The organism is Halolamina sediminis (assembly GCF_001282785.1).
GTDB classification, from domain to species: domain Archaea; phylum Halobacteriota; class Halobacteria; order Halobacteriales; family Haloferacaceae; genus Halolamina; species Halolamina sediminis.
Window position 1 is genome coordinate 2,802,437 of record NZ_CVUA01000001.1, and the last position, 26,790, is coordinate 2,829,226.

The 26,790-nt window shown below is 68.7% G+C and carries 30 protein-coding genes; 17 read left to right on the plus strand and 13 right to left on the minus strand.

What is annotated here, in order from left to right:
* Position 1 precedes the first annotated feature (1 nt).
* Entirely contained in the window at positions 2-196 is a 195-nt protein-coding gene (locus tag BN1959_RS14055) for a hypothetical protein (RefSeq protein WP_053949245.1), read from the plus strand.
* A 524-nt stretch (positions 197-720) separates the two neighbouring features.
* Here the strand turns inward: BN1959_RS14055 and BN1959_RS14060 are convergent.
* The 4 genes from BN1959_RS14060 to BN1959_RS14070 all read right to left on the minus strand — a co-directional run bounded on the left by BN1959_RS14060 (position 721) and on the right by BN1959_RS14070 (position 3,119).
* The gene (locus BN1959_RS14060; RefSeq protein WP_053949246.1) at positions 721-1,146 is read right to left on the minus strand and encodes an Hsp20/alpha crystallin family protein; all 426 of its coding nucleotides are present in this window, start codon (positions 1,144-1,146) and stop codon (positions 721-723) included.
* Between the two features lie 78 nt (positions 1,147-1,224).
* Positions 1,225-2,070, minus strand: a complete 846-nt coding sequence (gene pheA / locus BN1959_RS14065; protein ID WP_053949247.1) for a prephenate dehydratase — start codon at positions 2,068-2,070, stop codon at positions 1,225-1,227.
* Between the two features lie 48 nt (positions 2,071-2,118).
* On the minus strand, positions 2,119-2,262 hold the full coding sequence (locus BN1959_RS15170) for a hypothetical protein (RefSeq protein ID WP_202594697.1): 144 nt from the start codon (positions 2,260-2,262) through the stop codon (positions 2,119-2,121).
* A gap of 176 nt (positions 2,263-2,438) precedes the next feature.
* Positions 2,439-3,119 carry a TOBE domain-containing protein gene (locus BN1959_RS14070; protein WP_202594698.1) on the minus strand — a complete coding sequence of 227 codons (681 nt, stop codon included), beginning with the start codon at positions 3,117-3,119 and terminating at the stop codon, positions 2,439-2,441.
* 292 nt (positions 3,120-3,411) lie between these two features.
* On the opposite strand from BN1959_RS14070, the gene BN1959_RS14075 reads away from it, so the two are divergent.
* The 4 genes from BN1959_RS14075 to BN1959_RS14090 all read left to right on the plus strand — a co-directional run bounded on the left by BN1959_RS14075 (position 3,412) and on the right by BN1959_RS14090 (position 6,458).
* Positions 3,412-3,606: a cold-shock protein gene (locus tag BN1959_RS14075; protein WP_053949249.1), complete on the plus strand. Its 195-nt coding sequence runs from the start codon at positions 3,412-3,414 to the stop codon at positions 3,604-3,606.
* Between the two features lie 126 nt (positions 3,607-3,732).
* Positions 3,733-4,563 (plus strand): winged helix-turn-helix domain-containing protein, encoded by an 831-nt coding sequence (locus BN1959_RS14080; protein ID WP_053949250.1) that lies wholly within the window; start codon positions 3,733-3,735, stop codon positions 4,561-4,563.
* Positions 4,564-4,701: 138 nt separating this feature from the next.
* Complete coding sequence (locus BN1959_RS14085; RefSeq protein WP_053949251.1) at positions 4,702-5,625, plus strand: ABC transporter ATP-binding protein; 924 nt, start codon at positions 4,702-4,704, stop codon at positions 5,623-5,625.
* Positions 5,622-6,458 carry an ABC transporter permease subunit gene (locus BN1959_RS14090; RefSeq protein WP_053949252.1) on the plus strand — a complete coding sequence of 279 codons (837 nt, stop codon included), beginning with the start codon at positions 5,622-5,624 and terminating at the stop codon, positions 6,456-6,458. Before BN1959_RS14085 ends, BN1959_RS14090 begins: the two co-directional genes overlap by 4 nt.
* A 24-nt stretch (positions 6,459-6,482) precedes the next feature.
* Here the strand turns inward: BN1959_RS14090 and BN1959_RS14095 are convergent, their stop codons facing one another.
* Complete coding sequence (locus BN1959_RS14095) at positions 6,483-6,896, minus strand: DUF5518 domain-containing protein (protein WP_053949253.1); 414 nt, start codon at positions 6,894-6,896, stop codon at positions 6,483-6,485.
* A 60-nt stretch (positions 6,897-6,956) separates the two neighbouring features.
* Complete coding sequence (gene hisH / locus BN1959_RS14100; protein ID WP_053949254.1) at positions 6,957-7,610, minus strand: imidazole glycerol phosphate synthase subunit HisH; 654 nt, start codon at positions 7,608-7,610, stop codon at positions 6,957-6,959.
* An 88-nt stretch (positions 7,611-7,698) separates the two neighbouring features.
* On the opposite strand from hisH, the gene BN1959_RS14105 reads away from it, so the two are divergent.
* Together BN1959_RS14105 and BN1959_RS14110 are read left to right on the plus strand one after the other, a co-directional pair.
* On the plus strand, positions 7,699-8,112 hold the full coding sequence (locus BN1959_RS14105; RefSeq protein WP_053949255.1) for a hypothetical protein: 414 nt from the start codon (positions 7,699-7,701) through the stop codon (positions 8,110-8,112).
* Between the two features lie 60 nt (positions 8,113-8,172).
* Positions 8,173-8,892, plus strand: coding sequence for a class I SAM-dependent methyltransferase (locus BN1959_RS14110; protein ID WP_053949256.1), 720 nt, complete (start codon positions 8,173-8,175; stop codon positions 8,890-8,892).
* 243 nt (positions 8,893-9,135) lie between these two features.
* Here BN1959_RS14110 and BN1959_RS14115 read toward each other — a convergent pair whose 3' ends face one another.
* A complete protein-coding gene (locus tag BN1959_RS14115; RefSeq protein ID WP_053949257.1) occupies positions 9,136-9,726 on the minus strand; it encodes a uracil-DNA glycosylase in 591 nt (196 codons plus the stop codon).
* A 100-nt stretch (positions 9,727-9,826) separates the two neighbouring features.
* Here BN1959_RS14115 and BN1959_RS14120 point away from each other — a divergent pair, with 100 nt between their 5' ends.
* Genes BN1959_RS14120 through BN1959_RS14135 form a run of 4 tightly spaced genes read left to right on the plus strand, consistent with a single transcriptional unit; the run spans position 9,827 to position 13,495 of the window.
* Positions 9,827-10,840: a dipeptidase gene (locus tag BN1959_RS14120; RefSeq protein WP_053949258.1), complete on the plus strand. Its 1,014-nt coding sequence runs from the start codon at positions 9,827-9,829 to the stop codon at positions 10,838-10,840.
* 51 nt (positions 10,841-10,891) lie between these two features.
* Positions 10,892-11,665 (plus strand): nucleotide-binding protein, encoded by a 774-nt coding sequence (locus tag BN1959_RS14125; RefSeq protein ID WP_053949259.1) that lies wholly within the window; start codon positions 10,892-10,894, stop codon positions 11,663-11,665.
* Complete coding sequence (locus BN1959_RS14130) at positions 11,662-12,252, plus strand: hypothetical protein (RefSeq protein ID WP_053949260.1); 591 nt, start codon at positions 11,662-11,664, stop codon at positions 12,250-12,252. Before BN1959_RS14125 ends, BN1959_RS14130 begins: the two co-directional genes overlap by 4 nt.
* 52 nt (positions 12,253-12,304) lie before the next feature.
* Entirely contained in the window at positions 12,305-13,495 is a 1,191-nt protein-coding gene (locus BN1959_RS14135) for an AI-2E family transporter (RefSeq protein ID WP_053949261.1), read from the plus strand.
* A gap of 32 nt (positions 13,496-13,527) precedes the next feature.
* On the opposite strand, the gene BN1959_RS14140 is transcribed toward BN1959_RS14135, so the two are convergent.
* Positions 13,528-13,785: a hypothetical protein gene (locus tag BN1959_RS14140; RefSeq protein ID WP_053949262.1), complete on the minus strand. Its 258-nt coding sequence runs from the start codon at positions 13,783-13,785 to the stop codon at positions 13,528-13,530.
* A gap of 321 nt (positions 13,786-14,106) precedes the next feature.
* Between BN1959_RS14140 and BN1959_RS14145 the strand changes: the two genes are divergently transcribed.
* The 5 genes from BN1959_RS14145 to BN1959_RS14165 all read left to right on the plus strand — a co-directional run bounded on the left by BN1959_RS14145 (position 14,107) and on the right by BN1959_RS14165 (position 19,157).
* Complete coding sequence (locus BN1959_RS14145) at positions 14,107-15,294, plus strand: M24 family metallopeptidase (protein WP_053949263.1); 1,188 nt, start codon at positions 14,107-14,109, stop codon at positions 15,292-15,294.
* 615 nt (positions 15,295-15,909) lie between these two features.
* On the plus strand, positions 15,910-16,869 hold the full coding sequence (locus BN1959_RS14150; protein WP_053949264.1) for a succinylglutamate desuccinylase/aspartoacylase family protein: 960 nt from the start codon (positions 15,910-15,912) through the stop codon (positions 16,867-16,869).
* 2 nt (positions 16,870-16,871) lie between these two features.
* Positions 16,872-17,960 (plus strand): threonine synthase, encoded by a 1,089-nt coding sequence (locus tag BN1959_RS14155; protein ID WP_053949265.1) that lies wholly within the window; start codon positions 16,872-16,874, stop codon positions 17,958-17,960.
* 47 nt (positions 17,961-18,007) lie between these two features.
* Complete coding sequence (locus BN1959_RS14160; RefSeq protein ID WP_053949266.1) at positions 18,008-18,547, plus strand: NUDIX domain-containing protein; 540 nt, start codon at positions 18,008-18,010, stop codon at positions 18,545-18,547.
* Positions 18,548-18,644: 97 nt separating this feature from the next.
* The gene (locus tag BN1959_RS14165; protein ID WP_053949267.1) at positions 18,645-19,157 is read left to right on the plus strand and encodes an NUDIX domain-containing protein; all 513 of its coding nucleotides are present in this window, start codon (positions 18,645-18,647) and stop codon (positions 19,155-19,157) included.
* A gap of 68 nt (positions 19,158-19,225) precedes the next feature.
* Here BN1959_RS14165 and BN1959_RS14170 read toward each other — a convergent pair whose 3' ends face one another.
* Positions 19,226-20,548 (minus strand): hypothetical protein, encoded by a 1,323-nt coding sequence (locus BN1959_RS14170; RefSeq protein ID WP_154018296.1) that lies wholly within the window; start codon positions 20,546-20,548, stop codon positions 19,226-19,228.
* A 276-nt stretch (positions 20,549-20,824) separates the two neighbouring features.
* The gene (locus BN1959_RS14175; RefSeq protein WP_053949269.1) at positions 20,825-22,105 is read right to left on the minus strand and encodes a tRNA(Ile)(2)-agmatinylcytidine synthase; all 1,281 of its coding nucleotides are present in this window, start codon (positions 22,103-22,105) and stop codon (positions 20,825-20,827) included.
* Positions 22,106-22,217: 112 nt separating this feature from the next.
* Between BN1959_RS14175 and BN1959_RS14180 the strand changes: the two genes are divergently transcribed.
* Positions 22,218-23,198 carry a transcriptional regulator gene (locus BN1959_RS14180; protein WP_053949270.1) on the plus strand — a complete coding sequence of 327 codons (981 nt, stop codon included), beginning with the start codon at positions 22,218-22,220 and terminating at the stop codon, positions 23,196-23,198.
* Between the two features lie 290 nt (positions 23,199-23,488).
* Here the strand turns inward: BN1959_RS14180 and BN1959_RS14190 are convergent, their stop codons facing one another.
* The 3 genes from BN1959_RS14190 to BN1959_RS14200 form a co-directional block, all read right to left on the minus strand.
* Positions 23,489-23,743 (minus strand): glutaredoxin family protein, encoded by a 255-nt coding sequence (locus BN1959_RS14190; protein WP_053949272.1) that lies wholly within the window; start codon positions 23,741-23,743, stop codon positions 23,489-23,491.
* Between the two features lie 62 nt (positions 23,744-23,805).
* A complete protein-coding gene (locus tag BN1959_RS14195) occupies positions 23,806-25,209 on the minus strand; it encodes an aryl-sulfate sulfotransferase (RefSeq protein ID WP_053949273.1) in 1,404 nt (467 codons plus the stop codon).
* Between the two features lie 48 nt (positions 25,210-25,257).
* Complete coding sequence (locus tag BN1959_RS14200) at positions 25,258-26,682, minus strand: NCS2 family permease (RefSeq protein WP_053949274.1); 1,425 nt, start codon at positions 26,680-26,682, stop codon at positions 25,258-25,260.
* Between the last annotated feature and the right edge of the window lie 108 nt (positions 26,683-26,790).

Sequence of the window (26,790 nt, forward strand, 5' to 3'; positions counted from 1 at the left end):
TATGGAGATCGCCGGGAAGACGCTCCGTCGACGGATCGTGACCGCTGTCGTGGTGTTCGTCGCGCTAGTGGCGTACGACTACGCCACAGGTTCGGCAGTGAGTTGGGCGATCAACGCGATCGTGCCGGTGCTGTTTTTCGCCGTCTCGATCGCGACTGATGCGGCGCTGCAGCGGTGGCTGGACGGCGGGGAGTAGGTGAATTGGGGTTTTGGGTCGTGGATGTTCGTTGGTTCCGGTTTTGGTACTTTCTCGGGGAACTGGACCGCGGAGGTCGGTGTCCTGACCGCGAACAGGACCGCGGAGTGAGCTAGGCCACTTGCGACCGCACCGCCCCGCACAGCCCTCGTTCCTCCCCAGCCGACTCCTTCCCTCGTTTCACTCGGTCAGTCGTCCCTCGCGCGCTCGTTCGCCCACGGAGGGGCTCACGTCGCGCGCCGACAGCGACCGCAGTGCGGTGGCGGTGGACGCCTCGCCGGCGCCGACGGTCGGCGCCGGCGGGGGGAGGGGTGGGGACTCGGCGCTGCACCGAACCTCGTGTTCGGCGCCCTGCGGTCACAAGTGGTCTAGCGTCGAGCTGCTGTCGCGGTTGCCGTCGCTGTTGCTGTCTCAGTTGCCAACGAACGAGCTGCTGTTGCTGTCACGGAAACGAACGCAAAGTACCGCGTCGTGGACCGATAGAGGTCCAACGAAGAAAACAGCAAAAACCCAGAAGAACCGATCTAGCTCACTTCGATGTCGATCCCCTCGCCCCCGTCGGCCTTGGGCAGTTCGACCGTCAGCACACCGTTCTCGTAGCTCGCCGACGCCTCGTGCTCGTCGACGGCCGTCGGGAGCGTCACAGTCCGACTCACCGACTGTCGGGTGCGCTCGCGGCGGTAGTACTGGGCGTCGTCGTCGGTCTCGGACTCGCTCCCGCGCTCCGCCGAGATGGTGAGCTGGCGGTCGCTGACCGACACGTCGATGTCCTCGGGCTCGTACCCCGGCACGTCCGCGACGACGACGACGAGGTCGTCGTCGTCGGCCACGTCGACGTGGATCCCGCCGCCGACGGCGCCCTCGAACTCCCCGGTCAGGTCGGCGAACCCGGAGTTCAGCTGCTCGAACAGTTCCTCGATCTCGTCGAACGGGTCACGGCGGCCACTCATACCCCAAGGGAGTCGCCGCGGAGGGTTAAGGGTTGCCGCCGGTCCGACGATTCCGCCGCCGTCAGGTGGTTTTCGAAGCTACCCGACGACGTGGGTCGTGTCGTAGGAGCCGAGCCGTTTGACCCAGCCGTCCGTACAGACGGCCTCGATCTCCGCCAGCGCGTCCTGTGCCCGGGCCTCGTACAGCCCCGCCTCGAAGTCGACGTGGAAGCAGTAGTCCCCCAGTCGACGGCCGCTTGGACGGGACTCGATCCGGGTGAGGTTGATGTCCCGGTCGGCGAACGCCTCCAGCAGTTCGAGCAGCAGGCCGGGGTAGTTCGCGCCGGGGTAGGCCACGATGCTTGTCTTCCCGCCCGCCTCCGAGCGCTCGTTCTCGGGGGCGACGACGAGAAAGCGGGTGGCGTTGGAGTCGTGGTCCTGGATGTTCTCGGCGATCCGCTGGAGGGTACCGTCACTGTCCTCGTCGGCTCCCTGTGCCGGCGAGCCTGCGTTCGCAGGGTGGCCGATCGCCGCCACGCTCGCGTCCTCGCGGGCGCGCTCGACGCCGCGGGCGGTCGACGCCACCGCCTCCTGACTCACGTCGGGGTACTGCTCCGCGAGGTACTCGCGGCACTGTGCCAGCGCCTGCGGGTGGGACGCGACGGTCGAGAACGCCGGCCCCTGCGCGAGGAGGGCGTGCCGGATCGGGGAGACGACCTCCTGTACGACGCTCACCTCGCGGTCGGCCAGCGCGTCGAGGCTCTCGTCGACGGAGCCCTCGATGCTGTTCTCGACGGGGACGACGCCGCGGTCGAACTCGCCGTCGGCGACGGCGGCGACGATCTCCGTCACCGACTCCCGGAAGCTGACGCCGTCGTCGTCGGCGATCGACCCCGCCGCGCGGTGGGAGTACGTCCCCGCCGGACCCAGCGTGACGACTTGCATACCCCGAGGTTCACGAGGGGCGGAGAAAAGCGCGTCGGCGCGAGCGCGCTACAGGCCGACGATGTCGTCCAGTTCCACGTCGTCGGTTCGCCCGCCACAGACCGCACACTCCTCGACGTGTGACGGGGCAGCGCCGCCCTCCATGTGGAGGTTACCACACTCGGTGCACACCTCGAAGTCAGCGTCGAGCATGCGCGAAGCGGTTCTGCCCGGTCCGAAGAGAACTTTGTGGCGGCTGAGAGAGTGCTCTGCGCTCGTGGTTACCGCGGTGTCGCTCTCACCACCGCGGTTGGCCGTCACCGCGGTGTCGCTCCCACCACCGCGATTACCCGTCACCGCGGTGTCGCTCCCACCACCGCGGTTGGCCGTCACCGCGGTGTCGCACGGGTCGCCGTCGCTTTGAACGACGCCACCACGTCCCGGCCGGGTTCGAGCCCGAGTCGATCGCGGCTCTCCTCGGTCACCAGCGCCACGAGCGGCACGTCGGCCCCCACGTCGACCGAGACGCGGGAGATCGACTCCCCGCGGTCGACCGCGACGACCTCGCCCGAAAATCGGTTGCGCGCGCTGGTCGCGTCGCCGGTCGGTGTGTCCGCGGGGTCGTGCAGCGTCACCGCGTCGGCCCGCAGCACCACCTCGACCGACTCCGCCTCGGGCGGGACGAGCGCCCGGACCGTTCCGGCGGCGGTCTCGACGGTGCCGAGCTCGCCGTCGCGCTCGCTCACCTCGCCGTCGAGGACGGTCTCCGTGGTCTCCGCGATCGCGCTGTAGCCCGCGCGCAGGCGGTCGAACGCCGCCAACAGCTCGTGTGCGCGGTCGGTGAGGGCACTGCCGCCGCCGCCGCTGCCGCCACGCTGGCGCTCGACCAACGAGCCGAACGCGTCCTCCAGCTCCGTGAGCCGGTCGTGTGCCCGGGAGTACGACCGCCCGAGCGACGACGCCGCGGCGTTGAGCGACCCCGCCTCGTCGACGGTCCGGAGCAGCTCGGCGTCCCGCTCGGCGAAGGCAACGTCGTCGGCCCGGAGCGTCGCGTCGAACCCTGCGTCCATACCCACACAGGGGTCCGCCGGGGCAAAACGGTTCTCACAGCGAGAGGGGTTTGGTTCGTCCAACCGCGGAACAACCATACCGTCGGGCGATTTATCGAACGACAAGAGGACTCGCCCTCGACACACGCTGGGCCATCACGGAGGATCCGGGACGATGGGTGTCCGTGATCCGGCTGCAGATGTCGCCTCGGCGTCGTTGGGCGACCGACAGCGAAAACGTCCGTCGGTCACAGGTCGTGGTACCACGACTCTCGGAAGGGTTATCCCGTGACGGGGCATACGTTTGTTTGCAATGGCAAACGGTAAGGTTGATTTCTTCAACGACACGGGCGGCTACGGTTTCATTTCCACTGAGGACGCGGACGACGACGTTTTCTTCCACATGGAAGATGTCGGCGGCGACGACCTCGAGGAAGGGCAGGAAGTTGAGTTCGACATCGAACAGGCCGACAAGGGCCCCCGCGCGACGAACCTCGTCCGCAACTAACGGTTTCTTCGTCGCCCCTACGGCGACAGTCCGTTTTCACGTCGACTAGCGGTAGCGTCGGCACCGTACAGCAGTTTGTCACCGAACAGCCGGAGGCTTTACTCGCCGGCGACTGCACGATCGTCCATGACCGGGAACGCGTTCGCCGCGCTGGGCAACGAGCACCGGGTCGAGATCCTGCGGACGCTCGTCGTCGCGGTCGAGAACCAGAGGACCGGGCTCCCGTTCACCGAACTCTACGATCGAACCGGGATCGACAGCAGTTCGCAGTTCTCCTACCACCTCGATCGGCTGACGACGGAGTTCGTCCGGGAAGCCGACGGCGAGTACGTCCCCACCAGCGCCGGCGAACGGGTGGTTCGGGCGATCCGGTCGGGGATCTACACCGAGGCGCCGTCGTTCGAGCCCGTGACCGTCGAGGGGGTGTGTCCGGAGTGTGCGTCGACGACGCTCCGGGCGGCGTACGACGACCCGCATCTCCGGGTCGCCTGCACCGACTGCGACGCGACCGTCGTGACCTACGATCTCTCGCCCGCCGAGACCGAGGGCCGAGGACCGTTCGAAACGCTCGCGGCGTGTAACCGACGGGCGCTGCGGGAGTACGAGACCGCGATCGCCGGCTCCTGCCCCACCTGCAACGGGGCGACGACCGTGGCTATCGAGACCGGCCCCGACGGCGACTACGCCTGCGTCGCGGACTGCTCGCAGTGCGGGCTCAGACTGTTCGCACCCGTCGAACTCCCGCTGTTCGGCCATCCCGCAGTCATCTCGTTCTACTGGGACCGCGGTGTCGACGTGACCGACCTCCGGCTCTGGCGCTTGCCGGCGTTCATCGGCGACGTCGATCGCCGCGTGCTCGAGACGGAACCGCTCGCGTTCGCGCTCACGCTCCACCACGGCGACGCGTCGATCACGGCGCGGATCGACGCCGACGGCACGGTCTCGGTCCCCGACTGAGCCGTCGCTCGAGAAAGTTTGAGTAACGCCGCTGTCAAAACATCAATTTGTTGATAAACTATATCCGCTCGGCCCGCCAGTGGCGGGTATGGAGCGACGAGACCCGACGGAGCGGCCGAACGCAGGGGGTGGCGGCTGATGGCGGCGATCGAGACGCGCGGGCTGACCAAGCGCTACGGCGACGACGTGTACGCCGTCGACGATCTGGATCTGACGGTCCCGGAGGGCGAAGTGTTCGGCTTCCTCGGCCCCAACGGCGCCGGGAAGTCGACGACCATCGACGTACTGCTGGACTACGTCCGACCCACCGCTGGCACGGCGACGGTCCTGGGCTACGACGCCCAGTCCGAGGCCGACGCGGTCCACGAGCGCGTGGGGGTGCTTCCCGACGGCTACAGCCTCTACGATCGTCTCTCCGGCCGCGAACACCTCTCGTACGCGATCGACCTGAAGGACGCCGCCGACGACCCGGACGAACTACTCCGTCGGGTGGGGTTGGACGAGACGGCCGGAAAGCGGCGGGCAGGCGCCTACTCGAAGGGGATGCGCCAGCGCCTCGCGCTCGGGATCGCGCTCGTGGGCGACCCCGAGCTACTGATCCTCGACGAGCCGTCCTCGGGGCTTGACCCAGACGGGATCCGAGACATCCGAGAGATCACGCGGGACCACGCCGAGTCGGGCGGAACGGTGTTCTTCTCGAGTCACGTGCTGAGTCAGGTCGAAGCGGTCTGTGATCGAGTGGGGATTCTCAGTCGCGGGCGATTGGTGGCAACCGACACAATCGACGGGCTCCGAGAGACGCTGGGTACCGGCGCGACGCTCAGCGTCACCGTCGACACGCTGCCAGCCGATCTCGACGTGGGTGCGATCGAAGGGGTCTCCGCAGTGACCGTCGACGGGACCACCATCACCGCGACCTGCACCGAACCGGCGGCCAAACTCCGGGTGCTCGACGCGGTCCGGGACAGCGAGAGCGACCTGCTCGACTTCGAGGCCCGCGAAGCGTCGCTCGAGGACCTGTTCCGGGCGTACGTCCACCCCGAGACGGAGGCCCCGCGATGAACGCGATCGTGATCGCCCGGAAGGAGTTCGACGACGCGCGTCGCTCGCGGCTGTTCGTGGCGCTCGTCGCCTTCGTCGCGCTGTTCGTCGCCGCGACGATGGGGGTCCCGTTGCTGGTGCCGGCGTTGGGTGCCGACCCGCTACAGGGGCTGGGCGCCGCCAGCGAGTTCGCCGCGATCCTGGTCCCGATCGTGGCGCTGGTCGCCGCCTACCTCGCCGTCGCCGGCGAGCGGGAGTCGGGGAGCCTCCGGATCCTGTTGGGGTTAGAGCCCGATCGGCGGACGGTCGTGCTCGGGAAGTTCCTCGGTCGCGGGGCCGTCGTCGCGCTCGGCGTGGGTGCGGGGTTCCTGCTCGCCGGCGTCGTCGGCTGGGCGCTGTACGGCGGCCTGCCCGTGACCGCGTTCCTCGCGGTGACGGCGCTGACGGCCGGACTGGGTGTCGCGTCCGTCGGCATCGCGGTGGGGATCTCGGCGGCGACGGCCACCCGCTCGCGAGCGATGACCGTGGGTATCGCCGCCTATCTCGGGCTGACGCTGCTGTGGGATCTGCTGCCACAGGGGCTCCACCTCGCGATCGTCGGGTCGGCGCCCGGTGCGTCGGTACCGGCGTGGTTCGTGTTCCTCCAAGGGCTCAGCCCCTCCGGCGCCTACAGTGCGCTCGTGATGGCGGCCATCGCTTCGACGAGCGGCGAGTACCCGGGGATCACGGCGAACGTCGTGCCCCCGGTTCCGGCGTACGTCGAGTGGCCCGCGTTCGCCGCGATCCTGCTCGCGTGGACGGTCGTCCCGCTGCTGGTCGGCGGCGCGTTGTTCGTCCGGGCGGATCTGAACTGACCGACGGGGAACGACGAACCCGAATCAGGCGCCGGCGGTCGGACGCGACCGACCGGTGCGGCGGGCCAGCCAGCCGCCGACGTACGCCCCGAGCGCGCCCAGCAGTATCGAGAGTGCCACCCCGAGCACCGCGAAGACGACGCTCCCGACGCTGGCTGCGACGAGGAACCACCACGGGCCGGTCAGTTCGGGCACCAGTAACACCATCTCCGCGACGATCCAGAACACCGCGAGCCCGCCGACGAACCCGGTCCGGGCGCCGACGCGGTCGGCGTTGTCGGTCAGGTAGCCGGCGATCAGCCCCGCGATCACGACCGGCCAGAGCGACATCGTCGAGTCGGACTGGAGGTAGCTCACGAGCGAGAACGGGATCGACGCGACGCCGAGAAACAGCGGAACGCGCCAATCTCGGGGGACGGAGGGAACGGTTGGGGACACAGCGGGCGTTCGTGTCGGGCGCCCATAACTCTCCCGCAGCGTTTCACGCTCGAAAACGCCTCAGCAGAGGTCGACGAAGTTCTTCAGGATCGTGAGCCCGGTTTCCCCGCTCTTCTCGGGGTGGAACTGCGTGCCGAACACCGTGCCGTCGTCGTTGGTGACGATCGCGGGGAACGTGACGCCGTAGTCGGTCTCCGCGACGATCGCGTCGTCGTCCTCCGGGTCGGCGTAGTAGGAGTGGACGAAGTAGGCGTGCTCGCCGTCGACGGAGCCGCCGCGGCCCCCCTCGACGCCGGCCACGAGGGGGTGCTCGCGGGTCACGTCGAGCTCGTTCCAACCCATGTGCGGGACTTTCTGGTCGCCGCGGAAGCGGACGTTCGTGCCCGGGACGAAGCCGAGCCCCTCGACGGCGCCCTGCCCCTCGTGGTCGGCCTCCTCGCTCTCGGAGAGCAGCATCTGCATGCCGAGGCAGATGCCGAACAGCGGGCGTTCGGAGGCGGCCACGTCTTCGAGCGCGTCGCGGTACGGGTCGGCGTTCTCCATCCCCTCGCGGAACGCGCCGACGCCGGGCAGCACCACGCCGTCGGCGTCGTCGAACCGCTCGGGGTCGTCCGAGATCGTCACCGACGCGCCCGCCCGCTCCAGCCCTTTCGTGACGCTGCGAAGGTTGCCGAGGCCGTAGTCGACGACGACCACGTCGGCGTGGGAGTCCATACGCGAGCCTGCGGTACGGGCGCTCAAGTGACTTTCCGTCGCGGCCACGCGGAACCCTCAAGTCGCCGATGGATCAACGTGGGGGAAGATGGAGCCGCGAACGATCGCCCTGCTGGGGCTCCTCGGCGCTCTCGTCGGCTATCGACTGCTCGATCGGCGACTGGACGAGCGGCCGTCGGGGCTGCTGACTGTCGGGGTCGCTCTCGTCGCCGGGGCACTTCTGCTCGCGTTCGCGCCCGACAGCCTGAACGCCGAACTCACCGTCTCGCTGCTGCTGCTCGGCCTGCTCGGAGCCGCGCAGGTCGTCGGGAGCGACGTCTCGGTGTCGACGCGAGCGTTCGGCGCACTCGCCCTGGCAGTCGCTGCCGGGCTGGTCGTCCTCGACCTGGCGCTGTTCGACAGCGGCCGTTCGGTGATCGGCGCGGCTCTGATCGGACTGGTGGGGCTGCTCTGTCTGCTCCGGCCCGACGCCGTGGAGCAGGCTGGCGAGATCGCCGAGTAGTTTGTGCTAGTGTCACAGACTCGCACAACAGTCAGGGGCCTCCCGATCGTATCCAGAGCCATGGCCGACCCGTACGGGCGAGCGATCCGCGACCACTACCGCGGCGAGCGGGCCGAGCCGCTGATCGACCGCGACGGCGACGAGACCCGCGAACACGCCATCGAGGAGTTCTACTTCGGCGACCACCGGCCCGACGAGTGGTTCGAGCCGCGCGTCGCCGGGCCGCTGCTGGACATGGGTGCCGGCGCGGGCCGGGACGCGCTGTACTTCCAAGAACGGGTCGAGACCGTCGCGATCGACCCCAGCGAGCACCTCGTCGAGACGATGCGCGACCGCGGCATCGAGGACGCCCGCGTCGGCGACATGTTCGCGCTCCGGAAGCAGTTCGATCGGGACCGCTTCGACGCCGTGCTGTCGATCGGCTCGCAGCTCCAGCTCGCCCCGAGCCAGCACGCGCTGCGGGCGTTCCTTGCGGATCTCGCACACGTCACGACGGCGGACGCGACGGCGATGCTCGACGGCTACAAACCCGAGTTCGCGGTCGAGGTCGACCTGTTCGCCGTGCGCGACGACCCGGAACCGGGGGTAGCCCGCCGCGTGTTCCACAGCGAGTACGAGGGCGACGTGGGGGAGACGCTGCTGTTCCGGCTGTTCTCCGTCGAGCGGTTGCGGAACGCGACCGTCGGCACGCCGTGGGAACTCGTCGACACCGCCGACGGGCACCCCGAAAGCGACGAGGAGTCGGTGATGTGGCGCGCGCTCCTGGAGAAGCCGGAGTAGTCAGGGACCCCACGAACCGATCGTCGCCCGCGGCGTCAGTAAGTCGCTGCGGGGACAGCCACCCGCGGCGTCAGTAAGTCGCTGCGGGGACGGTCACCCGCGGCGTCAGTAGTCGCTGCGGGAACGGCCACCCGCGGCGTCAGTAAGTCGCTGCGGGGACGGCCACCCGCAGCGTCAGTAGTCGCTGCGGGAACGGCCACCCGCGGCGTCAGTAAGTCACTGCGGGGACGGCCACCCGCAGCGTCAGTAGTCGCCCAGCCGGGACTGCCCGTCCTCGCCGTCGGCGACGCCGGCGAGGTCGGCCGCACGAGCGATCGCCTCCGAGAACGTGTCCCGCTGGGAGGCGTCGTACAGCGTCGCCGCCGGGTGTACCGAGACCAGCACGCGCTGGGAGCGGTCGCCGACGCGGGCGTCCTGTACGTCGCCCGCCTCCGTCGTCACCGCCACGTCGCGGTCGAGGAGGTGCTCGCTGGGCACTTTCCCGAGCGTGACCACCAGCTCCGGGTCGACGGCCTCGATCTCGCGGTCGAGGTAGCCCCGGCAGTTCGACAGCTCCTCCTTGTGGGGGTCGCGGTTCTCCGGCGGTCGACAGCGCACGCAGTTGGTGATCCGGACGTCCGATCGCGCGAGCCCGGCATCCCGGAGCGCCTCGTCGAGCACGTCGCCCGAGCGGCCGATGAACGGCTCGCCGCCCTCGTCCTCCTGCTGGCCGGGCGCTTCACCGAGAAACAGCAGGTCGGCGTCGGCGGGCCCGACGCCGTCGACGATGCGACTCCGCGACTCGACGAGCGCGGGACAGCGCTCGCAGGACTCCACACAGAGACCGTCGCTCATACCGGATGGGGGGCGGCGACCGGCTTGAAGGGTGGCGCTTCGTTCCGGCAACGTCGGCGGGCGCCGGAAGCTTGGAGTCAGTACGGGCGGAGGCACGACCATGATCCCCATCATCGACGGCCACAACGACACGCTGCTCGCGGCGACCAGCGACCGCGCTGGCGGCGACTTCCTCGGTAGCGAGCCCACCGACGGCCATTTGGACCTCGCCCGCGCGGGGGAGGCCGGACTCGCGGCCGGGATCTTCGCCGCATTCGTCCCGAACGAGGAGGAGATGGGCGACTGGCGCGAGCTCCCGCCGGCGGTCGATCCGGAACGTGCCCGCCGGATCGTCGACGAGCAGTTCGAAACGCTGCAGGAGTGGGCCGAGGCGACCGACCGCTTCCGTGTGATCGGCGATATCGACGATCTCGACGCCTGTCTCGCCGGTGACGCGGTCGGCGGGATTCCCCATATCGAGGGCGCCGGTGCCGTCGACCCGGACCTCGTAAATCTCGAATCGCTATACGAAACCGGGCTACGATCGCTCGGGCTCGTCTGGTCGCGGCCCAACGCCTTCGCCCACGGCGTCCCCTTCGAGCACGACGCGACGCCCGATATCGGGCCGGGGCTGACCGACGCGGGGTTCGATCTGGTCGATGCCTGCGAGGATCGGGGGATCGTGGTCGACCTCGCACACCTGAACGCCGCGGGCTTCTGGGACGTGGCAGAGACCGTCGATTCGCCGCTGGTGGTCTCCCACGCCGGCGCACACGGCGTCTCGCCGGCGTCGCGAAACCTCACCGACGAGCAGTTGCACGCCGTCGCCGACAGCGGTGGGATCGTCGGCTGTACGTTCGGAACCGCCCATCTCCGGCCGGACGGGGAACGCGGGAAGGACGCCGAGCTATCGACGCTGTTGGATCACATCGAGTACTTCGCCGACCGGATGGGCGTCGAGCACGTCGGGCTCGGGTCGGATTTCGACGGGGCAACCGTGCCGGAGGCCGTCGGGGACGTGACGGGGCTCCGGGACGTGCTCGACGGACTCGAAGCCCGAGGGTTCGACCGCCCGGAGCGAGAAGCGATCGCGGCCGGCAACTGGCGGCGAGTGCTCGGGGAGTGGTGGCAGTGACACGACCACTCGGGGAGAAAGTTTAAACCGAACAGCGGGGAGAAACAACGTATGGTCGAAGCGCTGGCGGTCGCGAGTGGGAAGGGCGGGGTGGGGAAGACCACCAGCACGCTCGCGCTGGGCATGGCGCTCGCCGACGACCACGACGTGACGGTCGTCGACGCCGACACCGGGATGGCGAACCTCTGTTTCCACACCGGGCTCGCGGACGCTGACACCACGCTGCAGGACCTGCTGCTGGCCGACGCCGACGCAGCGGTCGAGGACGCGGTGTACGAACGGTTCGGGCTCTCGCTCGTCCCCTGTGGCACCTCCCTCGCCGCGTTCCGCGACGCCGACGCGACCCGACTCCGCGAGGTGGTCGCCGAGCTCGCGACCGGCACCGACGTTCTCCTCTTCGACTCCGCGGCGGCGCTTGGCTCGCAGTCGGCGGTGCTTCCGCTGGTGCTCGCGGACCGTACGGTGGTCGTGCTCCAGCCGACGATTCCGTCGCTGTCGGACGGCCTGAAGGTGCAGGAGTACGCTCGATCCTACGGTACCGAGACTGCCGGCGTGCTGTTCAACCGCGTACAGGACGACGAAGCGATCGACCGTGTCGCCGAGCAGGCCGAGCAGTACTTCGGCGGGCCGACGCTTGCGACGGTGCCCGAGAGCGACGCCGCGCGGGCGGCCCGGCGGGCGGGCGAACCCCTGCTCGCGTACGCGCCCGACTCCGCGGCGGCGGCGGCGTACCGGCGGGCGGCCGACCGCCTCGATCTGCGGGACGGCGACGAGGGAGCGGTCGCCGAACGGTTCCGCTCGGCGGTGATCCCCGAGCCCCCATGAACCTGGCTGACGCCGAACTGAATATCCCCGAGGGGCGGCTCGTCCGCTCGCGGGTCGGTGTCGCGAGCGCGCTCGAGGCCGCCCTGGCACGGAATCTGACGGGGTACGCCCGGATCGATCCGGACTCGCTGCTGGCCGACGGCGAGCCCGGGGTGCTCACGTTCGCGGAGGGCGTTCCGCGTGCCGCGTACTGCGAGCGTGGTGGGAGTCACGGAAGCAAGCGCAGCGAGAGTTCCGAAACCCACCGGAGCGACAGCCGCGGCGTCGACGCCCTCGCCGCGCTGGCCGGGCCCGGCCCCTGTTCGGTCGAGCTGTACGAGCTCCCCGAAGGTGCGCTCGAGGAGGTCCACGACACGCCCGGTTTCACGGTGCCGCCCGGCGCGCCCGCCGAGGAGCTCGCCGACGAGCCGGCGCTGGCCGAACGGGCCCGGGAGCGCGCGCCCGACGACGCCGGCAACGCCGACGCGAGCGCCCTCGAATCGTTCCTGGAGAACGAGGAGCGTATCGCCGCGATCCAGGAGGAGGCCCGTGCGGAGGCCGAGCGCCGCGCCGAGGAGTGGGGGCTCGACGGGGAGTTGGACGAGTAGGGTCGTCCCCCGAGGGGTAAAACCGAAGTCCCTGCCCGCCGCCTGAGGAGCCATGCAGTGGCCCCGCGAGATGGAGCGCCAGCGCGTCGCGTGGTGGCTGGCCGGTCTGTTCCTGCTGCTCGTCGTCGGTCGGGTCGCGCTCCACTTCGTGGGGACGTTCGTGTTCGGCCTGTTCGTCTACTACGGCGCGCGACCGATCGCCGAGCGAATCGAGGACGCCGTCGACCACCGCGGCGCCGCGGCGACGCTGACACTGCTGGCGATCGTCGTTCCGGGGCTGGCGCTGCTCGGCTACGTCGGGCTCGTGGCGATCCGGGAGCTGACGATCGCGCTCGATCACGAACTGCTCGCGGCGTTGGGCGCCCGACCGTCGATGCCCGACGCCGTCCGGCAACTGATTCGGGACCCGATGGGGTATCTCACCAGGCTCGACAACTTCGACGTGATCCGGGAGCAGTTGACCGCCGGCCTCCGGCAGCTGGGTGTGCTCACCACCGGGCTCGTCCACCTCACGCTCGCGCTCTCGATGAGCTTCTTCCTCCTGCGGGACGGCGATCGGATCGACGTGTGGTTCCGCGAGGAGATCGGCGGCGACGGGAGCGTCCCCCACGCCTACGTCTCGGCGGTCGACGCCGACCTCCAGACGGTGTACTTTGGCAACGTGATCACCGTCTCCCTGGTGACGGTGTTGGCGGTCGTCGTCTACAACGGCTACAACGCGGTCGTTCCCTCGGCGGTCGCGATCCCGTTCCCGACGCTTTTGGCGCTACTGACCGGCGTTGCGACGTTCGTCCCACTGGTCGTCGGCAAGCTCGTCTACGTCCCGGTGACGGGGTATCTGGGCTGGCTGGCGTCCCAGGACGGCGCCGGACTGTTCTGGGCGCCGCTATCCTTCCTCGTCGTGGCGTTTCTCTTCCTCGACCTGCTGCCGCAAGCGGTGCTGCGGCCGATCATCTCCGGGCGCTCGCTCCACACTGGGCTGGTGCTGTTCGCGTACGTGCTCGGCGCGGCGTACTTCGGCTGGTACGGCCTCTTTCTCGGGCCGCTGCTGGTCGTGCTCGCGGTGCAGTTCCTCAACGTCGTCGTGCCGGAGCTGATCCACGGCGACCCACTCTCGCCGGTGCCCTCGGCGGCGCTCGGGCTGGGGCACGATCCGGAGGACGGCGTCGACAGCGCGGACGCTTCCGGCGACGAATCAGCGGGGAGCGAGGAGGAAGAAGCGGCGGGCGAGGAGAGGGAGTGAGCCGCGGGGAGCCGGGGACCGCGAGTGCAGGCTCAGGCGCGGGTCGGCTCGTGGTCGTGGCCGACGAGGAACGTGACGACGTTCAGCGCCAGCAGCGCACAGAACACCAGCGGCAGGTCCCACACCGCGCCCGTGGCCACGAGCGGGAGGTAGACCAGCGGGAGGGCGACTGCCGACCAGAACGCCGCGGTGCGAACGGGGACGAGCAGCGACGCCGCGGCCGACAACGCCGACCGCGGGAGTTTTTCGCCGGCGATCTGCGCCGACGTGGAGGGTTCGGAGGTGGACATGGTGACTCTACTCCACTCAAGGATCGGGGACCACGTATAAGGGTGAGTTCGTGCCCGACGGTTCGTGCCGTTTCACGTCGAGCACGAGGAGCCGGGCGACGTTTTACGAATCCTTTAGATCGGTTTAAACAGTTTATAATCCGTAGAGCATCCCGATAGCCGATATACGGTGTAGTGAGCAACAACACCCGTCACTGCCCCGAACGGGTGGTTCGAGACGGGAGTTTGGCGCTCACGACCGTCGCCCGCGGAGATCGGACGACCCGGCAGCCCGGGTGGTCCACCCGGAGGCTTTTGCGCTCCGGGAGCGACTCGGGAGTCATGCCGACCGAACTTCCGGACGCCGAGTACCGCTCCAGACTCCGCGAGATACGGGGGAAGCTCGCGAACACCGACGCCGACGCCGCCGTCTGGTTCGCCGCGACGAGCATCCACTACGTCTCCGGGTTCGAGCACGTCCAGACCGAGCGCCCGGTCTGTCTGGCGGTCACCGACGAGCGCATCGAGATCGTCGTCCCGCGGCTGGAGGTCGAGCGCGTCGAGGAAGTCGACCGGATCGACGCCGTGCATCACTACTTCGACTACCCGCAGGGGCGGCCGATCGAGACGGTCGCCGAGATGCTCGATGGGCTCGGGGCCGAGAAAGTGCTCGCCGACAGCGACGGCGCGCCGGGCGTGATGGGGTACGAGGGTCCCGCGCTCTCGGCGTTCGTCGACGTGGAGACCCAATCGTGGGTGTCACGGATGCGCTGGGAGAAGACCGACGCCGAGATCGACCTGATTCGGGAGTCCGCGAAGTGGGGGAACCTCGCCCACCGCTACCTCGCGGAGTACACCGAGCCCGGCGCCCACCCCGCGACCGTCTCCCAGCGGGCGTCGACGGAGGCCTCACGGGCGATGCTCGACACGCTGGGCGATCAGTTCGTCGAGAACGTCCGGGGCGACGGCCCGGCCCACGCGGGCTACATCTCCGCCCACGAGACCGCGCTTCCACACGGTCACACGCCTAACAAACGACTCGAACGCGGCGACGTGCTGATCACCGGCGCGTCCGCGAACGTCGACGGCTACGGCTCCGAACTCGAACGAACGATGTTCGTCGGCGAGGTCAGCGACGAACAGGAGCACTACTTCGAACTGATGCTCGAAGCGCAGGACATCGCGATCGACGCGCTGGGGCCCGGGGTCCCGCTCTCGCACGTCGACGAGCAGGTGTGGGAGTTCTACGAGGAGCAGGGGATCACCGACCTCGCCCAGCACCACGTCGGCCACAACATCGGCCTCGGGGGACACGAGCCGCCGTACATCGATCAGGGCTGGGGCGGGTACGACCACGTCGACGACACCGACAGCGAAATGCAGCCGGGGCAGGTGTACACGATCGAGCCGGGGATCTACACCGACGACGAGGGGTATCGCCACTCCGACACCATCGCGATCACCGAAAGCGGCGTGGAGTGGCTGACGTACTACCCACGGGATCTGGACTCGAACGTGATTACGGCGTAGTCGGCGGTCGGCTTCTTCGCTGGGGCCGTGGGTGTGGGGCTCGGTGTTTCTGTCGCGAACGCGGTCTGCGGTTTCGGTGTTTCCACCGCGAACAGCAACAGCAGCTCGATCGTTGGCACCTTGTGACTGCACCGCCCCGCACAGCCCTCGAACCTCCCCAGCCGACTCACTCGCTCACGTTCGTTCGCTCGTTCGTCCTCCGAGAGAGCAAGCTCTCTCGTGCCCTCGTTCGCTCCGCTCACGAGGACCTCGCGCTCGGCTCGCGCACGGAGGCGCGACCGTTTCGCGCCGACCGCGGCAGCGGTGCGGTAGCGGTGGACGCCTCGCCGGCGCCACGGTGGCGCCGGCGGGGGGAGGGGTGGGGACTCCGTGCTGCGCCGAACCTCGTGTTCGGCGCCCTGCGGTCACAAGTGGTCAACGATCGAGCTGCTGTCGCTGTTCCTATTCACACCGTTTCTCCTGGAGCTACTGGTGCAGTCGTAGTGACCGATGAATCGCTCCTGACAGCCACCAGAAAATCAACAGAACCCAGTTCCAACGCCAGCGAATCCGCAGTATCGGCGCCCCTCACCCGGTATCGAACCCACTAAGGCGGAAACGGACGATCACCGAGTAATGAGTCTCACGCTCGGCGACGCCAGCGCGGCCCCCGGGGAGACCGCCACCGGGCGGCTCCGAGTTGGCGAACGCCGCGACGGGAGCCCCGTCTCCCTGCCGGTCTGTGTGGTCAACGGTGCCGACGACGGCGACACGCTGTACCTGCAGGCGGTGTCCGATGGCGACGAACTCAACGGCCTCGGCGTCCTGACCCGCGTGGTCCCCCGACTCGACCCCGCCGAGCTCTCGGGGGCGGTGCTGATCGTCGGCATCGTCAACAGCCACGCCTTCGAGGTCGCCGAACACCGCAACCCAATCGACGACACGAAGATGAACCGGGCCTACCCCGGCGACGAGGAGGGGACGAGCTCGGAACGCATCGCGGCGGCCACCTTCGACGCCGCGACGCGGGCAGACTACGTGCTCGACCTCCACCAGGGCTCGACCTCGCGGATGCTCAACGAGGCCCGGGTGCGGTGTGGGCGCCACCACCGCCTCCACGGCGACTGCCTCGAACTCGCGAAGGCGTTCGGGACCGGTCACGTGCTCGACCAGAAGGGCCCGGACGGCCAGCTCGCCCGTGCGGCGCCGGACGAAGGGATTCCCACGATCGACCCGGAGCTCGGCGGCTGCGTGGGTTGGGACGAGGAGAGCATCCAGTACGGCGTCGAAGGGGTGTTCAACGTCCTCCGGCACTACGGCTTCCTCGACGGCGAGGCGTCGATGGCGAAGCAGACCCGCGCCGCGGGGTTCGATCAGTACCGCTCCTCGTCGGGCGGACTGGTCCGTTTCCGCGCCGAACTGGGCGAGGAGATCCACCCCGGCGATACGCTGTTCGACGTGATCGACCCGTTCGGCCAGCTCACGAGCCGCGTGACCGCCGACAGCGAGGGGATCTTCTGGCGCTCCCGCCGACTCCCCCAGGTCGCGACCGGGGAGTACGTCTGCTCGGTCGCGACGGGGATCGACTCGTACTGACGATGACCGATCCCACCTCTCTCGTCTGTCCGTCCTGTGGCGCCGAGTACGAGGACCGCTGGCGCTGTACGTGCGGCCACCCGCTGGAGTTCGCCCGCCAGCCCCGCCCCGACGGTCCCGCGCCCGACCCTGCGGCGTTCGACACGCGCGATGGGCTGTGGGCGTTCGCCGACTTCCTGCCCGTCGAGAAGCGCGTGAGCCTCGGCGAAGGGATGACGCCGCTCCAGCACGCCCCCGACTGGGACGCCGAGTTCAAACTGGAGTACGTGTTCCCAACCGGCTCGTTCAAGGACCGTGGGGCGACGGCGACGCTCTCGCGGGCGCTCGAACTCGGCGTCGATCGCGTCGTCGAGGACTCCTCGGGCAACGCCGGCGCCGCGATCGCCACCTACGCCGCCCGGGCCGGGATCGACGCCGAGATCTACGTCCCGGCGTCGGTGAAAGCGAGCAAGCTCCGGGCGATCGAGGCCGCCGGCGCAACGCCGGTCCGCGTGGAGGGCTCCCGGGAGGACGTGACCGACGCGTGTGTGGAGGCGGCCGTCAGCGAGGACGCGGAGGCCTGGTACGCCTCCCACGCGTGGAACCCCGCCTTCTTCGCCGGGACGGCGACGTTCGCCTACGAGACGGCGCTCCAGCGCGACTGGGAAGCGCCCGACGCGGTGGTCACGCCGCTGGGCCACGGCACACTGTTCCTCGGCGCCTACCGCGGCTTCCGCGCTCTGAAAGAAGCGGGCTGGATCGACGATGTCCCGCGAATGTACGGCGCGCAGGCCGCGGGGTACGCGCCGATCGCCGCCGAACTGCACGGCGAGGCCGCCAGCTCGAACGACGTGGCCGACGGGATCCAGATCCGCGATCCGGTGCAGAAAGACGCGGTTCTGAATGCCATCGAGGCCACCGGCGGCGACGCGATCGCGCTCTCGGAGGCGCCGGTCGCCGACGAACTCGATCGACTCCACACGGCCGGCTTCTACACGGAACCCACGTGTGCGGTCGCGCCCGCGGCGCTCGCGGAACTGCGCGACCGCGGCGAAATCGGGGAGTCGGAAGACGTGGTCGTCCCCTTGACCGGGAGCGGGCTGAAGAGCTAGCGGGCCGCGCCGAACCGCTTTTGCCGGCGCCAGTGGATCCCCGGACGATGGTCGCCGTCAATCCGAACTACTGTCCGACCTGCGGCACCGCCCTCCGTTCCCGATCGTTCGAAGGCCTTGAACGCCGCTTCTGTCCCGACTGTGAGCAGTTCGTCTGGCGCAACCCCGTCCCGACCGCTGGAGTGGCCGTCCGCGACGGGAACGAGATCCTGTTGGTCCGTCGTGCCGGCGGGCCGAGCGAGGGGTTCTGGACGCTGCCCGGCGGCTACCTCGAAGCGGACGAGCCGGCGCCCGCCGCGGCGGTCCGGGAGCTTCGGGAGGAGGCCGGCGTCGACGCCGACCCCGAGGCGCTCCGACTGCTCGGCACGCATCTCCGGGAACAGGCCGGCGGCGCGGCGTACCGAGACCAGCACGTCCTCCTCGTTCGCTACGTGGTCGACCGCGACCACGTCGAAGGGGAGCCGTCGGCGGGCAGCGACGCCGACGAGGCACGCTTCGTTGCGCGGGGCGCACTCCCCGACCCGATGCGCGAGCACAACCGCCGGTTCGTCGAGCGGGCACTGGCGCGAAAGGAGCCGGGACGGTGACCGACTTTCCGCCAGCTTCTGCCCGTACTGATCGACGACCGTAGGGGCAAAAGCGTGAGGACCGAACCGTTTTCCCCGCGCCCGCGAACCACCGTTCGTGATCGCCGTCGACGCGAACTACTGCCCGCTCTGTGGCGCCCCGGTCGAGCACCGCGAGATCGACGGCCGCGAGCGCGCCTACTGCCCGGACTGCGAGCGCGTGCTCTGGCGGACGGCCGTCCCGGGCGTCGCCGTCGCAGTGGTCGACGGGGACCACGTCTGCTGCATCCGTCGCGGACAGCCACCCGCCGAGGGCGCGTGGGCGCTGCCCGGCGGCCACCCCGAACACGACGAACCGCTGGCCGAGGGGGCTGCACGGGAACTGGCGGAGGAGACCGGGCTCGCAGTCGATCCCGACGATCTGGCGCCGGTCCGGACGCGGCTCTCGACCGGGCCGGAGCGCAACCACGCGTCGGTCCACTTCGCGGTGAGCCGGGAGGCGACGACAGGCGAACCCGTCGCCGGCGACGACGCCGCGGCGGCGGCGTTTCTCACCCCCGAAGCGTACGACGACCGCGAGTCGCTGGCCCACGACCGGGAGACGATGGCGCGGGCGCTGGAGCGCTTCTGACTACGCCGGGAGGCTCACCGCCTAGTCCGAATCAGGGCGGCGAAGCGAGTACTGGAGGGCTGGAGTGGTCACTCGGTGCGTGCGTTCCCGTTCAGGACGTAGTGCGCCGTGTCACTCCGGAACTCCATGCGGAACGACTGTGGCTCGTTCTGCTGGATATCGTCGAACGTCCACACCTCGAACTCGGTCCCGATGAAGTCGTCGGGGTTGACGATACCGAACAGGTCGAACCTGTCGAGGGTCCGTTTCTTCACAGTATCAGTGACCTTCCCCTTGATGTTGTCGGCGATGTCGTTGCCGTCCTGTTCGGTGAACTCGATCTCGTCGTTCGAACTGTTCTCGGCGACCTGTTCCGCGACCTCCCTCACCTTCTTCTCTATCTCGGATTTGAGTTCGGTTCGTAGTTTTCGATACCCCGCTTCTACGGCTTGTGTGCTGGTGTTGTCTTGTTCAAGCAGGACCACGATCAGGGCGGCACGTGCCACCGACTTCGGGTCGGCGTCCGTCTGCGCCCCCGATGCGATCGCCGGTATCACTGGGGACATCCGGTCTCGGAACGTCCCTGTTTCGTCCGGCACGGGGAAGCTGTCCCCGCCGTGGACGTTTCCTTGCCCCAGGTTCCCGTGGGTCCCGTGTCGACCGCCTCCTCGAAGCCTCGCCCCGGCGGCGTCGTAGTTGTTGTTGAGGTACGCCTCCACGACGTCGATGGACTGACCGTCGACGAACAGGGCGAGTGCGAGAACGTACGGCTCGTCCCCGTCCGGGGCGAGGAACCTGTCTTCCTCGTCGGAGTCCCGACAGTCTACCCGCGACAGTTCCAGCGTCACCGGCATCGTCCCCGTCTCCATGGGTGTGCCCGTCTGCAGCTGGGACTCGATCTTGGGGTCGACCCACGCCGCCCAGTCCTGCGTCGACCGTCCCGCGGCGTCGACGCGCAGTTCGAGGAACACCTCCTCGCCCGAGAGGTGGGTCAGGTCGGCTTTCACATCCAACAGTTCTCCGGTGTACCCCTTCTGGCGGCGGAGAACCGGGTTCCATACGTGAGTGCCGTTCTCTCGGTGGTGTTCGAACACCCAAAACTCGGCGCCGTCGCTCGCGCTCGCGCCGTCGAGGAACCCGATCTGGGCGGTGAAGACGGCGTTGTCGGGCGCCGTGACCCACGGGAAGAATCCCTTGATCGTTCCGTTCGGGACCCACTTGGGGTGGGTCCTGAGCGCCGATTTCGAGGACCCGTTCTCCATGGTCACGGTGTCGAAACGGGCGAACCCTCGGTCGTCGCCCGTGCTCCCGTTCCACGGGATCTCGTTGCTGTCGCGAGTGTTGTGGTCGTCTACGAGCTGTCCCGTCACCCAGCGCGCTCCGTCAGCCGTGTTCGTGAGATCTATGGCCATTTTCGGCTCCGACATGTCGACTGACCAGTGTTTCTCCCGTTCCGCCGTATCGAACCATCGCCGACATGTCGTCAGTAAATATAATATTCATAATGTAATAATCTTTTGCTACATATATCCATAGAGTAATTTTACACGTAGTTATATAACGTGTCTGCTAAGTCGAGCCCCGATACGCACCGTGGTTTCACCACGCCTGTCGAAACCGATCACGCGTGGGGACTTCGGCGGTGCACGTTCGGGGACCACACTGGACGACCGACACCGGTCCAGTTCCTACCGTTCCGGATGGGTCGGCGCGTCGAAGCCGCCGCGGACCAGCGGCTTGGCGACGTGCCGGCGGGCACACGGCGGCACCTCGTACCAGCCAAGTTCGAGGTCACGCTCCACGTCGACTGCGACTTTTCGCGGCGCACTCGTTCCGCAGTCCCGGCAGCGGTACCCCTGATCCCGGCCTGCCGAACTCATCCGGTTCCCGCAGTCCGGGCACGTCGGGGTGGCCAGCTCGGTCCGATCAAGCGCGCGGACGGCGAACTTCTCCAGTTTGAGCGTCCCGTCGCTCACCTCGCCGCAGACGGTGAGTTCGTCGCCCGTACGCAGTGCTCGCACGCGGTCGCGGAAGCGCTTGGTCGGCTCGAACGCCGCAGCCGCGATGGGGTCCCCTGATTCACCTCGAATCGGGACGAACACGTGGCCACCCTCCCGCGTTTCGGGCTGGCCGGCGACGACGCAGTCGACGCGGTAGGCACGGCCGTCATCGAGGGTCGCGAGGTCGTCGGTGGCCACGTCCCGAAGGTGGGCGTCGGTGCCCTGATTCGTCCGGAACAGTGCGGTGCGTTCGACCGGCTCCGAGTCGATTTTCGAAGCCATCTCCCGGAGTGCCTCGGGATCGTCGCCGCGGAGACCGTAGAGGATCGGCCCGGGCGCGCTGGGAACGCAGACCGCCTCCGCCTCGCCGCGGTCGACGGTGTCCCACGCCTCGGGGTAGGCGTCGTCGGCCGCCGCGAACAGCGTCTCCTCGTCGACCTCGCGCGGCGTGCCACAGCGGTCGAACTCGCGGTAGGCGATCAGCTCGTACGTCCACTCGGAGAAGGTGCCGGCGGCGCCGACTGCCGCGAGCGCGCCGATGCGGCCGTGGCCGCCCGCCCATCCCACGGTGTGGAAGCCGGCGTCGTCGGCGAGCGCGAGCGCGTCGTCGAGGTCGTGCATCTCGCGGACGGCGTTGCGGGCGAACTGAGTCACAGCGTCGGGAACCTCGGCGGCCTCACAGTCGGTGACGACGAGTCCCGGGGCGGTCCGGGGGTCGTCCGTCTCGGCCAGCGGCTCGAGTTCGTCGCGGGCGAGTTCGGCGGCACGGTCGGCGTCGAGATCGGTGTGGATCGCGAGCGCGGCGTTCCCGCGGGTCTTCCGCTCGACGGCGGGGTTGAGCCGGATCAGCAGTCGCTCGTCGACGCGCCCCCCCGCGGCCGCGATCCGCTCGGCGATCCGGGCCGCGAGGTAGGTCGTGCACATCCCCCGCCGTCGGGAGTCGGTGTCGTCGACGCCGATGATCGTCACGGAGGGAGGGAGGCGGTCGGCGGGCAAGGGGGTTTCGCGTCGGCCGGAACCTGACGGCCGGGGAGAGGTTTCTGCACAACGCATTTATACGACGAATCGTCTAAATTCGTCTATGAGCCGTACAGCGCTTATCGAGAACGTCACGGCGATGCTGCAGGACGCCGGGTTCCTCGTCAGCGAGCGCTGTGCGATCCGGCCCAAGAGCTTCGACGTCGCGGCCCGGCGCGGCGAGGAGCTCGTGCTGCTGAAAGTACTCGGGAACGTGGACGCGTTCGACGCCGCCACCGGGCGGGAGATGCGCCGGCTCGGGGAGTACCTCTCGGCGACGCCGATGGTCGTGGGGATGCGGACCCGCGACGAGGAGCTGAAGCCCGAAGTGGTGTACTTCCGCCACGGCGTGCCCGCGATGCATCCGGACACCGCGTTCGACCTGTTCGTCGAGGACGTGCCGCCGCTGATCTACGCGGCCCCCGGCGGGCTGTACGTCAACATCGATGGCGACATGCTCTCGGAGAGCCGACAGAAGCAGGACTGGAGCTTGGGGAAGCTCGCGTCCGAACTCGGGGTCTCCCGGCGCACCGTCTCGAAGTACGAGGACGGGATGAACGCCTCCATCGACGTGGCGGTGAAGCTGGAGGAGCTGTTCGACCAGCCGTTCACCTCACCGATGAACGTGATGGAGGGCGCCGAGGAGGTCCGCGACGCCGACCCGACCCCGGACCCACCCGAGGCCGACCCCGACGACGAGCACGTGGTGGGCGTACTGACGCGGGCGGGGTTTACGGTCCACCCGACCACGCGGGCGCCGTTCAACAGCGTGAGCGAGGACGAGGAACGCCGCGGCGGCGACGGCGCGAAGCTACTCACGGGCCACTCGGAGTTCACCCCCAGCGCCGAGAAGCGCGCTCGGATCATGTCCTCGCTTGGGCAGGTCACCAAGACGCGCTCGGTGTACTTCGTCGAGGACGAGGCCAGCCGGGAGTCCGTCAAGGGTACCGCGCTGGTGTCGTGTGACGAGCTCGGCGAGACGGACGACCCCGAGGCGGTTCGGGACCTGATCCGGGAGCGCGCCGCGGAGCCGGGCGAAGCCTGATTCTTTCGGGAAGTAACGGTTTCTCGGGTGGTTTCCGTCGGTGAGTGCTGGAACAGCGACTACTCCGACAGCGACCGCAACAGCAACTCGATCGTAGACCACTTGCGACCGCAGGGTGCCGGGCACGAGGCCCGGCACAGCACCGAGTCCCCGTTCCTCCCCGTCACCGCCGGCGCTCGCTCGTTTCACTCGCTCGCGCGATGGCGGCGACGCTACCACCGCCACCGCGGCCGTAACTGAGCCGTCGCTATCCGCTTAGTTCGCGAAAACGAGAGTCGAGAGCCGACCGCTTACGCGGCGCTGCCGTACGTCTCGTCGAGGTACTCAACGATGTCGTCGCTCTCTGGCATCCCCTCGACGCCGTGCTCTTCGTCGACGAGGACTGGTACGCCGGTCTGGCCCGAGATCTCCTTCACTTCGTCGCGCTTGTCGTGGCTGGAGGGGACCATCACCGAGTCGTACTCCAGTCCGAGCTCGTCGAGCTTGCTGGTCACTTTCGCGCAGTACGGGCAGCCTTCGACTTCGTAGAGCGTGATGTTCGCCATCGCTCGTGAGTAGGGGACCGCGACGCAAAAGGGCCGCGGCGGCGGCGAGCGCGCCGGCGAGTTCAGACGACCTGTTGCCGCAGCGATCGGGCGGCATCGGCGATCCGGTCGCGTTCGCGGACGGCCTCGGAGAGCCCCCAGCCGAACAGGATCAGCACCGCGCCGACGACGCCGGTGAACTCCCAGGAGTCGAGCCAGACCGGCTGGAACCACGGCGCCAACCGCCCCCAGAGTCCCGCGAACTCGGTGACGGGGCCCTCGACGATCGTCCCCTGCGCGTTCGCCGCGAGCCACGAGGAGAACGTCGCCGAGAGCCCGCCGGCGGAGCCGTAGATCGCCTTGTGACCGCTCACGCCCTGATCGCGCATCGTCGGGCCGTTGGACTCGTCGCCCGTGCCGATGCGCTCGGCGTCGTAGGGACCCCACGTGGCGAAGTACTCCCAGACGATCTCACCCTGCGGGGTGACCTCGATCACGCGGTGGTTCATCGAGTCGACGATCAGCGTGTTGCCGTTGGGGAGCCGGTCTGCGTCCCGCGGCCAGGAGAGCGACGCCGAGGAGCCCGCGCTCCAGACGTGCTCCCACTCGCCGTCGTCGTTCTTCGTGTACTCGATCACGCGGTCGTTCTCGCTGTCGGCGACGAGGATCGTCGGGTCGCCGCCCTCGGTGGTGAGCCAGTCGGGGTTGTGCTGCTCATACAGCGTCGAGTGATCGCCGTCCTCGCCGAGGCGTTCGGTTATCTCCTTGGACTCGATGTTCACGGCGATCACCTGATCGAAGTTCCGCGGCGAGAGCAGCAGTTCGCTGCCGTTGCGGATCACCTCCACGTCGTTGACGTGGGTCCAGTCTTTCGCGAAGCCGCCGTCCGTGCTGTTGGGGTAGTGGTTGCGGAACGTCCACTCCCAGTCGACCTCGCCGTCGACGCGGTCGTACAGCACCGCGCGGTCGTCCGAGCACGCACAGGACTCGTTCCAGTTGCGCATGTTGGCGATGGCGAGGTGGGTGTCGTTGTACACGTCGATGTCGTGGGTGTCGTGGTAGGGGAGCGTCTCCTCCCAGACGCGCTCCTTGGTCTCGGGGTCGAGTTCGTAGACGTTCGTCCCGTCGGGGTTGGTCGAGACCACGAGCAGGTTCCCGTTCTCCATCGGGTCCACGTCGTAGAACCAGCGTGCGCCGATCATGTCCTCGTACACCCACTCGGTCGTCCCGTTGCCGCTGGTCGACACGACCCGGGCGGGCTTCTTGGCGTTGCCCTCGCCCTGGAAGTGGTAGCCCTGAATCCCGATCACGGTGGAGTCGTTCGCCGGCTGTGCCATCGTGCCGGCTTCGAGTTCGCTTACGGCGCCGGCCTCCTCGTCACCGCCGACGCCGAGGGCGGCGCCCGCAGCGGGCGCGAGCAGCGAGAGAACCAACAGAAGCGCCACCCCGCGGACGAGCCAGAGGCGGGATGGGAGACTGCGTTGCATACTCGCGCAAACGCTGGCGCGTGGGAAGGTGTTGCGATCCCGTGCGGGCTACATCACGCCGCTGGTCCGCACCGCGAAGTAGACCACGAACGCGCCCGCGAGCAGCCACTGGCCGACGTGGATCTCTTTCCGTTCGCCGGCGGCGAGCTTCACGATGGGGTAGGAGACGATCCCCGCGGCGATCCCGTACGCGATCGAGAAGGTAAACGGCATCACCATGATCGTCATCCCGGCCGGGATCGCGTAGGTGAGATCGTCCCACGCGACCTCGACAGCGTTGCCGAGCATCACGACGCCGATGACCACCAGCGCGATGTGGGAGGCGTACTCAGGAATCCCCGCGGCGATCGGGACGAACGCCAACGAGAGCACGAACAGTCCGGCGACGGTCAGCGCCGTCAGGCCGGTGCGGCCGCCCTCCTCGACGCCGGTCGCGGACTCGATGTACGTCGTCACCGTCGAGGTGCCGAGCATCCCGCCGACGGTGGTGCCGACCGCGTCGGCCATCAGCGGCTTGTCGATGTCGGGGAGGTTCCCGTCGTCGTCGAGAAAGCCCGCCGCCTGCCCGACGCCGACCAACGTCCCCGCGGTGTCGAAGAAGTCGACGAAGAAGAACGTGAACACGATCAGCGCGAACGTGAACGCGTCGACGTTCGCGAAGCCGGAGACGAACGCGCCCGCGAGCGGCCGGATGTCGTACGCCGCGAGGCTGTACGTCGTCGTCGAGCCGGTGAGGAAGATGTCCGTCGCGATCGAGGCGCCGGCGACGTTCTCGGGGTTGTAGGCGGTGTATCCTAGCGCCGCGGCGGCGTAGCCAGCGACGGTCGTCCCGAGGATGCCGACGACGATCGACCCGCGAACCCCGCGGGCGTACAGCCCGAACGTGAACAACAGGCCCGCGACCGAGATCAGCGCCACCGGGTCCTTCGCGAACACCGGCGAGAGCGTCAGGAACGTCGCTGGGTCGCCCGCAACCACCCGCATCGACTCGAAGCCGATGAGTGCGAGGAAGAGGCCGATCCCCGACCCCACCGCGAGCTTCACCGGTTCGGGAAACAGTTTGATCACGTACTCACGCGCGCCGACGGCGGTGAGCGCGATGAAGATTACCCCCTCGACGACGACTGCGGCGAGGGCGGTCTGCCACGGGACCCCCATCCCGAGCACGACCGTGAACGCGAAGAAGGCGTTCAGCCCCAGCCCGGGCGCCTGCGCGAACGGGCGGTTGGCGTACAGCGCCATCACTAGCGTCGCGGTCGCCGCCGAGATGATGGTGACCACGGCGAGCATCGCCCGGATCCGGCCGTCGCCGATCCCCTCGATCGTGATCGCGTTCGCGAGCACCGCGGGGTTGACGACCACGATGTAGCTCATGGTCAAGAACGTGGTCAACCCCGCCAAGAGTTCGGTCCTGACGGTGGTGTCGTGGCTGTCCAGATCGAAGTAGTCGGCCAGCGTCTCTGTGAGACCCATCCGTATGGGTGCACATCGAGACGGACGAGTACTTGAGGCTTTCCCTCCGGTATACACAAACGCGCCCAAACATGACGGGCGAGTGGCGAATACGTGGCGGTACACGGA